Raw genomic sequence first — 13,280 nt, 5'->3', positions numbered from 1 at the left:
CGCATGATGCGGCCTGAAATAAACTTTAATAAAGAAATGTTACCATTTTTTCTTTTCACCAAACAATGCATCAATATCATTGTCTCGTTCGTTTTCATTCTGCATTTGCTGCTCGGCAGCTCGGGTTTTCTGGCGCTTGTTTTCCAGTTCTTCAAGCATATCCTGAAGCTTTCCCTTAGCCTGTACAGAATAAGTGTCATTCCTTGCACTGAGCACATCAATTCCTTTTTTAAGCAACTGAGTTGCAGTGCCCGCCTGACCCCTGTTAATTGAATCTTTAGCCCGTTTGATTACGTTTTCAATATTGATACGTATTTGCATTGTTTCCAAACGGGCATTTTCGTTCACATACGACTGGGTATCAAGCCGGCCTTTATTATGTTCCGTGCGAATAGTGTCTCTTAAACGTTTTACAAGTTTCAACATGACAATCGCCTGTTTATCACTCGACGGAACTTTGAAAGGAGTACTGTCTTTATCGGGATGATTCTCTTTCAGGTGCTTAACCTGTCTCTGCATATCCTGAACCCTCTGAGATAAGGGTTTATTCTTAGGATCCAGCTCATGCATACTTTGGAGGGCATCCAATATTCTGTTATTGAGGCACACTAAAAGAGCTTTACTAAAAGGGATATGGTGTGCATTGCTTATAAGTTCTTCAGTTGCATCGATTATTGCGATATAACGAGCCGATTCGTGTTTTTTAGCTGCATCAACTTTAATCTTGTACTGCAGCATCATGTTATAGCCGAGTACTAAAAACAGTAATAATCCAACCAAGGTGATGATTAATCCAATACTCATATATCTTGTATTCAACCGTAATTCGCTAAAACACAGTCAAGAATATAGCATTCCTGACAATAACTTCATAACAACATGACAGAATTTGACATGTCTTACTAGTGAATGATTACACATTCCGGGACAAAAGTGAAAATCTGGGCTGAAAAACACTAATTCCAGAGCTACATTCAATAATTTTCCGGAAGTTGCTACTTCGGGGGTATTAATTCACATCATTAAACATTATAACTAATGATTATATAAAATGATATATACTGTTGTATTGCTCAAAAGATAACGGGGTTCTATATGAAATTGCAGCAATTAAAATATATTGTTGAGGTTGTTAATCATAGCCTGAACGTGTCTGCAACTGCTGAAAGTTTGTATACATCTCAACCTGGAATAAGTAAACAGGTCCGCTTGCTGGAGGATGAGCTGGGTATTCAAATTTTTGAGCGAAGCGGAAAACATCTGACTCAGTTGACCGGAGCAGGGGAAGAAATTGTTAAAATTGCTCAGGAAATACTATCCCGGGTTGAAAGTATTAAAGCAGTTGCAGGAGAGCATACTAATCCTGAAATGGGCACGCTGAATATATCCACGACACATACTCAGGCGCGCTATGCGCTTCCTGAGGTGATTAAAGGTTTTACGGCACGTTATCCTAAAGTCTCCCTTCACATGCACCAGGGAACTCCCAGTCAGATGTCTGAAGCTGTGTCGAAAGGGATTGCGAATTTTGCAATTGCGACTGAGGCCCTGCATTTATATCAAGACGCAATTATGCTTCCTTGTTATCACTGGAATCGCTCTATTGTCGTACCGAAAGGCCATCCTTTGGCTTCAAAGGCTACAATTACTATTGAAGAACTTTCGACTTATCCGCTGGTTACTTATGTATTCGGGTTTACTGGTCGTTCAGAGCTGGATATGGCCTTTAATCAGGTTGGCCGGGTACCTCGGGTTGTTTTCACAGCGACAGATGCCGATGTGATTAAGACATATGTTCGTATTGGTGTGGGTGTAGGGGTGATCGCCAGTATGGCTTTTGACGAGGAACAGGATACTGACCTGGTCGCAATTGATGCCAGCCATTTGTTTGGTTCAAGTACCACAAGTATCGGATTTCGCAGAGGTACTTTCCTTCGATCTTATATGTATGATTTCATGGAGAGGTTTGCTTCTCATTTAACGCGTCCGGTTGTTGAGCAGGCTATCGCGTTGAAATCAAATCAGGAAATCGAAGAGATGTTTAAAGATATTAACCTGCCTGTCAGGTAATCTTTCACATTGATGTGGAGCTTGGAGCATCCTTCCTGCTATCAGTTCTTTTGGACGGGCCCAGAAGCCAGTTCGAAATGAAACAGGCTGGTACACGTTTTTATTGTGATTTGTTTTTTGTTTAACTTATTGTTTTTGTTTGATTTTTTATGATAATAATGACATCTTATTGGAATAATCAAAGGAAAAAAATAGTCTGTTAAGATTATTTGATATTGATTATAGTCAGTCTATTTAGTTGTATTCACTGGGTGCTTGTGTAATATAACGAATTAATGGCTGATATAGTTCTAATCTAGAAAGCTAAGATTTTTTATATTTTTTTAGTGTAATTGCAAGGAAGTGATAAAGGTGGAATAAGTATGGCAGACAACTATAAAAAGCCATCTAAGGATTTAGATCGTATTGATCGCAATATTTTGAATGAACTACAGCGAGACGGAAGAATTTCGAACGTTGAGTTATCGAAAAGAGTCGGTTTGTCTCCAACGCCGTGTCTTGAGAGGGTCAGGCGTCTCGAACGACAAAACTATATTATGGGTTATACCGCGCTGTTAAACCCACAGTATCTTGATGCGTCTTTGCTGGTTTTTGTGGAAATTACTTTAAATCGTGGTGCCCCGGATGTCTTTGAGCAGTTCAATAATGCTGTTCAGAAACTGGATGATATTCAGGAATGTCATCTGGTGTCAGGTGATTTTGACTATTTGCTTAAAACCCGGGTATCTGATATGGGCGCATACCGTAAATTATTGGGTGACACACTGCTTCGTTTGCCTGGTGTCAACGACACCCGAACTTATGTGGTCATGGAAGAAGTGAAACAGACCAATCAATTGGTGATAAAAACAAGATAATACTTAGCATCATGACTTGGAATTTTCTATATTCTGACTGAAGTTTATTGGGTTTTAAGTGTCGGTATGATTAAATGATGGTAATGCAGTCCGAGCGGCAATTAGCCGCTCGGACTATTTATAGTTACGGAAAATTTATAGTTACTGTAAAATTGAATTGTTATTACTGGTTAAAGATAAGCTATGTTAAAAGAGAGCAAGAGTACAGTTCAGACTCTGATTAAAACTAGGGCAGAGGTCTCCCGGTCATCTCGCTTAAATGGTATCCAGCGGTTACGGGAATGTGCTTTGATTTTGGCTGTACTTTTATCCGTTTTTTTTTCTGTTGCTCTTTTTACTTTTAGTCCGGCAGATCCGTCATGGTCGCAAACTTCCTGGGGAGGAGAGCTACACAATGCCGGCGGTTACATAGGGGCCTGGATTGCGGATACACTCTTTTTTATATTTGGATTCATTGCCTACCCTCTTCCTGTCTTTATTACCGTTATTGCCTGGATTATGCTTCGAAAACGTGAAGCACAACCTTCAGCTGTTGATTTCATGCTGTGGGGAACACGTTTACTTGGGTTTGTCATCCTCTTACTGACAAGCTGCGGACTGGCAAACATCAATTTTGACGATTTATGGTATTTTTCTTCTGGTGGTGTTGTTGGTGATGTATTAAGTAACCTGGCATTGCCAACATTCAATATTCTTGGAAGTACTCTGATATTTTTGTTCCTGTGGGGAGCTGGTTTCACTTTGCTGACCGGAATCTCGTGGCTTACGATTGTGGAATGGCTTGGTGACTTCAGTATTTCCTGTACTACAAAAATATTGGCGAGGATTCGTAAAGATTCATCTGAGGTAATTCTTAAGCCTTCTGTTCAGAAAGCTGATTTTTCTGTTGATAGGGTCTCAGACGTAAAAAGTGAAAGAGAGGCTGACTTTGTCAAAGAGTCACAAGAGAATGTCATCCCTGAATCAATTATCACTGAAAAACGAGATTACAATATACACTTACCTCAATCGTTGAATCACACTGAAAATGGGCAAGACTTTCAGGGGGAAGATTTCGCAGACATGGGTGATCTTGTTCATGATATCAATTCAACCTGCGAAAACAGGCAGGATGAAATCTCCGTTTCTGAATTATCCTGTTCTCATGAAGCTGTTTCAGAAGAAGAAAATCTGCAGGCTTATAGTGAGCCAGCAGTGCCCGAAACGATTCAGTCTGCCGGAATATCGATTGATTCGATAGAAATTGATCATCAACCTGAACCTGTAATTTCTGATTTGGATGTGTTTGACGATGACGAAAGTATTCATCACTCTGATATAGAAAATGCAACTGAAGCTGAAATGAATGAACCCTATGATGCTGAGCATGTCCTTGATGAAGGCAGGGACGTTGATCTTGATGAAGATGTCGTGGCATTTCAAAATATCATTGCTGAGGCCAAAGAAGCTGAAGTGTCTATGCAGAATCCTTTTTTAGTTCAGAAAAATGTCGACTTGCCCAAGCCTGAAGAGCCTTTGCCAACATTGGAGCTTTTGTATCACCCGGAACAACGTGATGACTTCATCGATCAGGATATGCTGGAGCGTATTGCGCGTTTGGTTGAGTCTAAGCTGGCAGACTATAAAATTAAAGCAAACGTTGTGGGTATTTATCCTGGGCCTGTGATTACCCGCTTTGAGCTGGATTTAGCTCCAGGAGTGAAAGTAAGCCGTATATCTGGTTTATCAACGGATTTAGCTCGTTCTTTATCGGCATCTGCTGTTCGCGTCGTGGAAGTCATTCCCGGAAAACCATATGTTGGTCTTGAATTACCAAATCTGACGCGTCAAACCGTTTATCTTTCCGATGTCATTAGCAGTGAAAAATTTCAACGTTCGTCTTCACCAACAACTGTCGTATTAGGGCAGGATATTGCCGGAGAAGCAGTTGTCGCTGACTTAGCGAAAATGCCGCATGTGCTTGTTGCGGGTACAACGGGGTCAGGGAAGTCAGTTGGTGTTAACGTGATGATTCTGAGTATGTTGTATAAATCAACGCCAGATGAAGTCAGGTTTATTATGATTGACCCTAAAATGTTGGAATTATCAGTGTATGAAGGAATACCGCACTTACTGACTGAAGTTGTGACAGACATGAAAGATGCTTCAAATGCACTACGGTGGTGTGTTGCTGAAATGGAGCGCCGGTATAAGTTGATGTCAGTGCTGGGTGTGAGAAATATCAAAGGCTTCAATGAAAAACTGGATCAGGCTGAACAAGCTGGTCATCCGATACACGACCCTCTGTGGAAAGAGGGAGATAGTATGGATTCAGAACCTCCGCGCCTGGAAAAATTACCGTTTATCGTTGTTATTGTTGATGAATTTGCCGACCTGATGATGGTCGTTGGTAAGAAAGTCGAGGAATTAATTGCGAGGCTTGCTCAGAAAGCCCGAGCCGCTGGTATACATCTTGTTCTTGCAACTCAACGGCCTTCTGTTGATGTCATCACCGGGTTGATTAAAGCAAATATTCCAACAAGAGTGGCATTTACGGTTTCAACAAAAACTGACTCCAGAACGATTCTGGATCAGGGTGGGGCGGAGTCACTGTTGGGTATGGGGGACATGCTGTATTTACCTCCAGGTTCCAACCATACAACCCGGGTGCACGGTGCATTTGCATCAGACGATGACGTTCACGCGGTAGTCAATAACTGGAAAGCCAGAGGTAAACCTGATTATATAGCTGAGATTACTCATGGTGAGCAGGGCCCTGACGCTTTACTGCCAGGGGAGCAACCAGATGCTGATGAAGATGTAGATCCATTGTTTGACCAGGTTGTTGCTCATGTCGTTGAAACCCGGCGAGGTTCAGTTTCCGGAGTTCAGCGGCGATTTAAAATAGGTTATAACCGTGCAGCAAGGATTGTTGAACAGCTTGAGGCTCAGGGGATTGTCAGTGCTCCCGGACACAATGGTAACCGGGAAGTTTTGGCACCTGCACCGGTCGGAGAGTAAGAATTTGAACAGCCAGTTGTGACTAAAGTGCTATAAACTGGCTGTCCAACGGTATTAATTCAACGACTACTTTTTAGCTGAGAAAGAATAAATATCACTGCGATTAAAATGTTGGCTGCAAAGATAATCACCAGCCATTGTGGCATTGAAAGATTCAGAAACTGCCAGGAAATTTCACTACAATCGCCATAGGCTTTAAACATCCATGGCATCCACTGGTTTAAAGGTGCCCAGTGTGGTAGTTGAACAAATGCATCACAAGTGGCAAATGGTGAAGGGTGTAATTGATATTCTACATGCTGATTTGCCAGAGTGAATCCCCGGAATGCGGTGTATCCCCATCCAAGTAACCCTATCCCTCTGAAGAAGATATTTCCCGGAGCGATTAATCCAATTAATGCAGCTCCCGCGATACCTAACATTGCTATTCTTTCATAAATACACATGACACATGGCGCCAGTTTTAATCCATGTTGAAAGAAAAGTGCACATAACTCAAAGAATATAACGGATAGAAATAATACAAGCCAGGAAACCCGACGCTGGGAAAATTGATTTAGTTTAGTTATTAGTGTCACTGTTTTATATCCTGTAAAAATAAAAAGCTCTGTATTACAGAGCTTTTTAACGCGAAATAGTTCCGGACTCAAGAGGTAATTAGTGACCGCCGCCAGATGTTACAGGAGAAAGGGCCTGAGGCACATGGTGAGATATCCAGTGCAGATCGTAATAAGCTGCTGTCATTGGCTCAACAAGGAACATAATGCCAAGTAAACCGATAATTGCCAGTACGATGGTATAAGGCAGAGCCATGATAACCATTCGCCCATAAGATAATCTGATCAAAGGTGCTAATGCTGAAGTCAGCAAGAACAGGAATGCAGCTTGTCCATTCGGGGTTGCTACGGATGGCAGGTTAGTTCCGGTGTTAATAGCGACAGCAAGCAGGTCGAACTGATCACGTGTGATAACACCTTCATTAAGCGCTGTCTTCACTTCGTTGATGTAAACAGTTCCGACAAAGACGTTATCAGACACCATTGAAAGTAAACCATTCGCTATATAGAACATTGCCAGCTGCAGATCTGCGTTTTCCAGATGTAGCACCGCTTCTATTACCGGCTTAAACAGATGTTGGTCGATGATGACGGCAACAATAGAGAAGAAGACTGCAAGCAAAGCTGTAAATGGCAATGCTTCTTCAAATGCTTTACCGATCGCGTGTTCGTCAATGACTCCGGTGAATGTTGTCGCAAGAATTATGACTGACAACCCGATTAGACCAACAGCTGCGACATGAACAGCTAAACCGACGATCAACCAAACCGCAATCAGTCCCTGTATCCAGAGTTTTGCTACATCAAGATTTGTACGATGTTTTTTCTGTTCTGTTTCATAATCAACCAGAATTTTTCGTACGTTTTCAGGGAGCGTAGCTCCGTAGCCAAAGATTTTCATTTTTTCGACAAGAATACATGTGAAAACACCAAAAATGAAAACGGGGAATGTCACCGGAGACATCCGAATCAGGAACTCACCAAAATGCCAGTGGGCCTGATCTGCAATGATAAGGTTTTGAGGCTCGCCCACCATTGTCATTACGCCACCTAAGGCAGTTCCAACACCAGAATGCATCAAAAGAGACCTGAGGAAAGAACGGTAGTTTTCCAGGTCATCTCTTGTGAGATCTGAGATATGCTCATCACGGGTGTGATCATGAGAATGATGCTCCCCGCGGCCGGAAGCCACTTTATGGTATATCGCATAGAAACCGACAGCGACACTAATAATGACAGCAATAACTGTCAGTGCATCTAAGAATGCGGAAAGAAACGCAGCCGCGACACAAAATGCCAGTGAAAGTTTTACTTTTGAACGTACGCCTAAAAGTATTTTCGTGAATATGAAAAGCAGCAGTTGTTTCATGAAGTAGATACCCGCAACCATAAAGATCAGGAGAAGGAGTACTTCAATATTTGCAACTAATTCATGTTTGACCTGTTCCGGACTGGTCATTCCTATTGCAACTGCTTCTATAGCAAGTAATCCCCCGGGTTGAAGGGGGTAACATTTCAGAGCCATTGCCAGAGTAAAGATGAATTCTGCGACAAGGCACCAGCCTGCAACGAATGGGCTCACATAAAAGAAGACGATAGGGTTGATGATAAGAAACGCGATGATTGCCAGCTTATACCAGTCTGGCGCCTTTCCAAGGAAATTTTTAATAAAAGCATTTCTTAATGAAATAGGCATGATGATTACTCTTATTATTTGTTATGAACAGATATTTATAACCACTGCTATTGCCCGTAAGATATACGGTATTATCTATTCAAAAATTATACATTTCACAGTAACAGGTTTCTTTTTGAACAATCAACTTGCTACTCCCAAACAAAAAAAAGGTGTGGTTTCCATTTTTGAAAACCATATTCCTATATTAGGTTATGACTCGTAGATAAAAAATAATGCGCTATTACTGAAGATTCTCACATATAAAACGCATCAAATATAATTGTTTTAGTATAAAAAGTGTAACAACTTCACACTCGTTACGTGATCCCGGCCTCAATAGTGATCTTCAATGATTCCGGTTAGGTTAATAAATATGTAGTAAATTTACAATTATGTAATTTTATTAATAATTTTAATGCCATTTATTGAATAGATACTCAATTGATGACGATTTCATTGTATTTGAATTTCAGAATGGTAATCTTAAGCTAAATCAAATCTGCAATAAGTTATTCGTCTTATCAATGATCGGTAAGAGTAATACCAGAAAAATAACTGGATGTGAAATTTCCGCATTGCAACAACTGGTGGTATCATATGGGCCACTTGTCTTACAAAAACTTAACTGGAAAAGTACTGAATGGTCATTAAGGCAAAAAGCCCGGCTGGTTTTGCAGAAAAATATATTATAGAAAGTATCTGGAATGGACGTTTTCCTCCAGGTTCTATTCTCCCTGCCGAAAGAGAACTGTCAGAACTAATTGGTGTTACGAGAACGACTTTACGGGAAGTTTTACAACGTTTAGCCCGTGATGGCTGGTTAACGATTCAGCATGGAAAACCGACTAAGGTTAATCAGTTTATGGAGACTTCAGGACTACATATTCTGGATACCCTGATGACGCTCGATGCAGACAATGCAACGAGTATTGTTGAAGATTTACTTGCGGTACGAACTAACATCAGTCCAATTTTTATGCGTTATGCATTTAAAGTGAATCAAAGTCAGTCACAAAAAACGATTCAGAGAGTTATTGAGTCCTGTGAATCGTTACTGAATGCTGAATCCTGGGATGACTTTATTGAGAACTCACAGTATGCCGGGAAGATTCTTCATCACATTAAAAGTGAAGAAGAAGATCTGGAAGAAAGAGAGCAGAAGTTAATCGCCAAGACTTTCAATTTTTATGACTACATGTTATTTCAGCGTTTGGCATTTCATTCGGGAAATCAGATATATGGACTGATTTTTAATGGATTGAAGAAGCTTTATGATCGTGTGGGCTCCTATTATTTTTCAAATCCGGAAGCCCGGGATCTGGCACTGAATTTCTACAAAGATTTGTTGGTTTTATGTTGTTCAGAAAACCGGGAACAATTACCTGCTCTGATTCGTCAGTATGGTATAGAAAGTGGTCAAATCTGGAATGAAATGAAGCGTTCTTTACCGACCAGCTTTACTGAAGATGATTGCTAGAAAATTGATTAATCTGATAAAAAAGAAAGGGCAAGCCCTTTCTTTTTTAATTAAAGGTTTTCCTGACCACCTGCCTGTTTGAACCAGCATGTTAAATGGCTTTTTAAAGTTTTTAATTCTTCAGGGCCAATCAGCGCCAGGCCTAAATCCTGAGCTCTTGTTACATCATTTTGTCTGAGAGGTCTGAAACTAATTAACATTGCTCTGGCTTGTAATCCCCCAAGAAGATCGCGGAGAGATTCCAGTTTATAGAGGGTGTCATCTCCGTCGTCTCTCATTCCCTTGGTTTTACACTCAATGATATGGAGTTTGTTGTTTACAACCGTTGCTATATCAAGCTCATTTTTGACTTCTCTGTCACCCAGTTGCCGGTAAACCTGGACGTTGAGTGAACGATCCTGAATGGTCGGCATATCATCCTGAATTTGTCTGACAACATTATTGACTAATGTCTCCAGCCACTCACCATTAGCAAATCTTCTGGCGTCCTCATTGGCAAATGTAAGTATTCCTTTATCATAAAAGGCTAATTCAGCATTAACCAGGTCACTGATAAGTATGCTGAGTTCTTTGTATCCCTGCTGTTTTTCAGTCAAAGAAACGGATAGCTTTTGTTCTTTACGGCAGGTTGTTGCAAGGTAATTTAGTGTTGCAAGGCCCGGTCCTAACTCAAGCGCATTACCGGCCCAGTATTCTCCAAGTTTGCATAGTTTGGTATCCATTGATGGCGTTAGTTTTTGTTCTGCAAACTCTCCTCTGGCACCAAAGATTGTCAGATAATCAGAAATAGTAATACGATCCTGTACCTGAGTGTCTTGAAAATTATCAGGATAAAGCCAGCACAGGCAGTCAGAATCTGGCTCAACGACAAAAATCGGCCACTGAAAGCTGCGGAATACTTCATAAACAGATAACAGTCTGTGTCTCAAACCACAGCTTGCATTCAGCTGAATATGTTGACCTTTATGTTTTAACTCATTGGCTAATTTATAGATTGCACTTTTAATCGAGATAATATTACTTCCGGAAGGAATCTCGTAAAATTCACTTGTAATCTGGTGTTGTTCAAGTACCGCATGAATACGGTGATACATTGTTTCCTGAGTACTATCGCCAAGCAAGATAATATGCGAACTCACATTCCTGTGATCCAGTAGTGGAGTGACAAGCCGAACAGGATCCTGGTCAATGATGCCAACATGAATAATCATAGGTTTCCCCTCATGCGTACCTGCAAAAAGTGAACGGAAAGAGGTGCAGGTTGCTTTTAACATATATATGATGAAACCGACAAAAAACAAGAGGTTCAACATAATAAGTACCGAAATATAACCAGTTTTTTACAGGATATAACCAGATATGATTTAGTGGGTATTTGTCTTGTTGCATATCTGGAGGTGTTTTTTACTATCGCAATCTGTCCTGCTTGATGATTTTGAAAGAAGAGTTTTGATTGAGCTTCATTTTTAAAAAGAGCATACTTTATCCGGACATATGCTTTGATTTAACCCCGCATAAATTTGAAGAGGGTAGCCGGTACATGAGAAGTACTTTTGCTATGTTAATGTATGCCTTTCAGGGACATGGGCTTTTGTCCGGGAGTCCCCGATCTTTTTAACTGTACCCCAAATAACAACATATGAAATACTAGGAGCAATTATGGCTGAAGAAACTATATTCAGTAAGATCATTCGTAAAGAAATCCCTGCTGATATTCTCTATCAGGATGATTTGGTCACTGCATTCAGGGATATAACACCGAGAGCGCCAAGCCATATTCTGATTATTCCAAATAAACTGATTCCCACTATCAACGATGTTGAAGAGAGTGATGAATTAGCTTTAGGGCGCTTGTTTACAGTAGCCAGAAAACTGGCGGAGCAAGAAAATATTGCGGAGGATGGTTATCGATTGATTGTGAATTGTAATTCTCATGGTGGACAAGAAGTTTATCATGTTCATATGCACTTGTTGGGTGGTAAGCCGTTAGGACCTTTACTGATGGATTAGTATTTCCGGAAAATTATCCGGGTTATATATTGGACTTTATTTGGGTAGATATAGTCAGTAAGTTGATAAAATCAGGCGAAATTTGAATGAATTTTTTTCGGTACGTTTCTATTTTTCTTATGATCTTTATGGTGAATGCTTGTGCCAGTTTTTCGGCCGAAAACCTGTTTAGTGATTATGCTACCCAAAACAGTGAACTTCACCTGATGTTGCAGCAGGGAAACTACCCGGATGCTCAGAACATCTTAAGTCGTGATCCTGAAGCAGATGATATCCTGAGCCCAATGGAAAAAGGACGAATAGCTTTACTCAATCATGATTATCAGCAAAGTCGTCTTTTTTTTGATGAAGGCCATCAAGCGATTCTGCGTCAACAACAACTTGCAACTATTTCATTGACAAGGGAAGCGACAAATCTGGGATCATTGTTTGTTAATGATAATATGAATGATTATGTTCCGGCGGATTATGAAGTCGGCTTTCTCCACCTTTATTTGGCTCTCTCGTATGTATATGACAATCAATTGCAGGATGCACTGGTAGAACTGAGGCAGGCAAATCAGGTTCAGGAGCAAGCTAAAAAATTAAGGGAAGAAGCGTTAGCGCACGAACAGGAAAAATTAGAGGAACAGGGGATTCAGCCTGATATGGGGAGCATTCTTTCCGGGTATCCTGATGCCGGAGCAGAACTGCAGGCTGTGCAAAATGGCTATTTGTTTTATCTTTCAGCATTGCTCTATGAAGCCGCCGGGAATCTGAATGATGCGTATGTTGATTATCGCCGTGCGCTTGCTGTCGCGCCTGATAATACCAGTGTTATTCAGGGAGCGGTAAGGTGTGCAAGAAAGTTAGGAATGAAAGATGATCTGTCTTTGTTGAACAAACGTTATGGAAACCTTTCTTTAGTTTTGCCTTCCGGTCATAGCCGTGTAATTATTATTCAGGAACAGGGTGTTGTAGATATGCTTAAGGGATGGCAGCAATTCGTCCCGGTTTTCCACGAGAGCAGACATGATGGTTTGTATTCTCTGGCTTTACCTTATTATCAGTCATATCATCATACAAAAGTACAGCCTGTATATCTAAACAAGCAGAATATATATGGAACATTGCTGGCAGACACGAATCTAATGGCCAGATATCACCTGAAGGAGATGCTTCCATCTGTGATATTTCGTCAGATATTGCGATTAGTCGCGAAAAATAGTCTGCGGCATGGACTGAGTCATGAAGACAGTAAAGGTGTTGTAAATTTCGTAATGAATGTCTGGAATGTTGCCACAGAACAACCAGATACACGAAGCTGGTTAACATTACCTGGTTCTGTTTTTAGTGCGACTAAGGTTGTTGCATCCGGGGAACAGAAAATTGTTGTTGGCCATCAGGCATATACTTTTAATGTGCCTGAGCAGGAGACGGCTTTAGTCTGGGTATCCCGGCAGGGCGATAATGCAGTTGTCTGGCATAAAGTATTAGGGAAACTATGAGCTGTATTCCCATTTTGCTGCCAATATATTGAATTAAGTGTACGCTGTTCAAAATCGGTCTATACTTGAACGTTATTGAAATATGAGTTGTTTTCGTCAACGTTTTCAGAAACCAGGCAAAGCAGGTTTGATAAATAGATGAAA

The 13,280-nt window shown here is 40.8% G+C and carries 11 protein-coding genes; 7 read left to right on the top strand and 4 right to left on the bottom strand.

From position 1 onward, the window contains the following. Nucleotides 1-39: 39 nt before the first annotated feature. The gene (locus tag OC443_RS11775; protein WP_073586295.1) at nt 40-804 is read right to left on the bottom strand and encodes a DNA repair protein; all 765 of its coding nucleotides are present in this window, start codon (nt 802-804) and stop codon (nt 40-42) included. 291 nt (nt 805-1,095) lie between these two features. On the opposite strand from OC443_RS11775, the gene cysB reads away from it, so the two are divergent. From cysB to OC443_RS11760, 3 genes are all read left to right on the top strand, one after another. Then, nucleotides 1,096-2,070 (top strand): HTH-type transcriptional regulator CysB, encoded by a 975-nt coding sequence (gene cysB / locus OC443_RS11770; RefSeq protein WP_073586296.1) that lies wholly within the window; start codon nt 1,096-1,098, stop codon nt 2,068-2,070. A gap of 362 nt (nt 2,071-2,432) precedes the next feature. Then, nucleotides 2,433-2,927, top strand: a complete 495-nt coding sequence (gene lrp / locus OC443_RS11765; RefSeq protein WP_073586297.1) for a leucine-responsive transcriptional regulator Lrp — start codon at nt 2,433-2,435, stop codon at nt 2,925-2,927. A 183-nt stretch (nt 2,928-3,110) separates the two neighbouring features. Next, a complete protein-coding gene (locus OC443_RS11760; RefSeq protein WP_073586298.1) occupies nt 3,111-5,927 on the top strand; it encodes a DNA translocase FtsK in 2,817 nt (938 codons plus the stop codon). Between the two features lie 59 nt (nt 5,928-5,986). Here OC443_RS11760 and dsbB read toward each other — a convergent pair whose 3' ends face one another. Both dsbB and nhaB read right to left on the bottom strand, forming a co-directional pair. Further along, the gene (dsbB, locus tag OC443_RS11755) at nt 5,987-6,505 is read right to left on the bottom strand and encodes a disulfide bond formation protein DsbB (RefSeq protein WP_073586299.1); all 519 of its coding nucleotides are present in this window, start codon (nt 6,503-6,505) and stop codon (nt 5,987-5,989) included. Between the two features lie 79 nt (nt 6,506-6,584). Then, nucleotides 6,585-8,180 (bottom strand): Na(+)/H(+) antiporter NhaB, encoded by a 1,596-nt coding sequence (nhaB, locus tag OC443_RS11750; protein ID WP_073586300.1) that lies wholly within the window; start codon nt 8,178-8,180, stop codon nt 6,585-6,587. Here nhaB and OC443_RS11745 point away from each other — a divergent pair. Beyond that, the gene (locus OC443_RS11745; protein ID WP_073586301.1) at nt 8,179-8,385 is read left to right on the top strand and encodes a hypothetical protein; all 207 of its coding nucleotides are present in this window, start codon (nt 8,179-8,181) and stop codon (nt 8,383-8,385) included. The two genes, nhaB and OC443_RS11745, sit on opposite strands and share 2 nt — an antisense overlap. A 417-nt stretch (nt 8,386-8,802) precedes the next feature. Next, nucleotides 8,803-9,639 (top strand): fatty acid metabolism transcriptional regulator FadR, encoded by an 837-nt coding sequence (gene fadR, locus OC443_RS11740; protein WP_073586302.1) that lies wholly within the window; start codon nt 8,803-8,805, stop codon nt 9,637-9,639. A gap of 50 nt (nt 9,640-9,689) precedes the next feature. On the opposite strand, the gene OC443_RS11735 is transcribed toward fadR, so the two are convergent. Further along, nucleotides 9,690-10,850, bottom strand: a complete 1,161-nt coding sequence (locus tag OC443_RS11735) for a Card1-like endonuclease domain-containing protein (protein WP_073586309.1) — start codon at nt 10,848-10,850, stop codon at nt 9,690-9,692. A gap of 448 nt (nt 10,851-11,298) precedes the next feature. On the opposite strand from OC443_RS11735, the gene hinT reads away from it, so the two are divergent. Next, a complete protein-coding gene (gene hinT / locus OC443_RS11730; RefSeq protein WP_073586303.1) occupies nt 11,299-11,649 on the top strand; it encodes a purine nucleoside phosphoramidase in 351 nt (116 codons plus the stop codon). A gap of 86 nt (nt 11,650-11,735) precedes the next feature. Then, entirely contained in the window at nt 11,736-13,136 is a 1,401-nt protein-coding gene (locus OC443_RS11725) for a COG3014 family protein (protein ID WP_073586304.1), read from the top strand. The last annotated feature ends 144 nt before the right edge of the window (nt 13,137-13,280 follow it).

It is taken from the genome of Vibrio quintilis (assembly GCF_024529975.1).
Lineage (GTDB): Bacteria > Pseudomonadota > Gammaproteobacteria > Enterobacterales > Vibrionaceae > Vibrio > Vibrio quintilis.
Note: the sequence above shows the minus strand (reverse complement) of the source record. Positions and strands in the feature narration are given on the sequence as shown.

Coding starts and splice junctions, on each gene's coding strand:
- hinT (WP_073586303.1), top strand. CDS start 11,299: ATGGCTGAAGAAACTATATTCAGTAAGATCATTCGTAAAGAAATCCCT.
- OC443_RS11735 (WP_073586309.1), bottom strand. CDS start 10,850: ATGATTATTCATGTTGGCATCATTGACCAGGATCCTGTTCGGCTTGTC.
- lrp (WP_073586297.1), top strand. CDS start 2,433: ATGGCAGACAACTATAAAAAGCCATCTAAGGATTTAGATCGTATTGAT.
- OC443_RS11745 (WP_073586301.1), top strand. CDS start 8,179: ATGATGATTACTCTTATTATTTGTTATGAACAGATATTTATAACCACT.
- OC443_RS11725 (WP_073586304.1), top strand. CDS start 11,736: ATGAATTTTTTTCGGTACGTTTCTATTTTTCTTATGATCTTTATGGTG.
- nhaB (WP_073586300.1), bottom strand. CDS start 8,180: ATGCCTATTTCATTAAGAAATGCTTTTATTAAAAATTTCCTTGGAAAG.
- cysB (WP_073586296.1), top strand. CDS start 1,096: ATGAAATTGCAGCAATTAAAATATATTGTTGAGGTTGTTAATCATAGC.
- fadR (WP_073586302.1), top strand. CDS start 8,803: ATGGTCATTAAGGCAAAAAGCCCGGCTGGTTTTGCAGAAAAATATATT.
- OC443_RS11775 (WP_073586295.1), bottom strand. CDS start 804: ATGAGTATTGGATTAATCATCACCTTGGTTGGATTATTACTGTTTTTA.
- OC443_RS11760 (WP_073586298.1), top strand. CDS start 3,111: ATGTTAAAAGAGAGCAAGAGTACAGTTCAGACTCTGATTAAAACTAGG.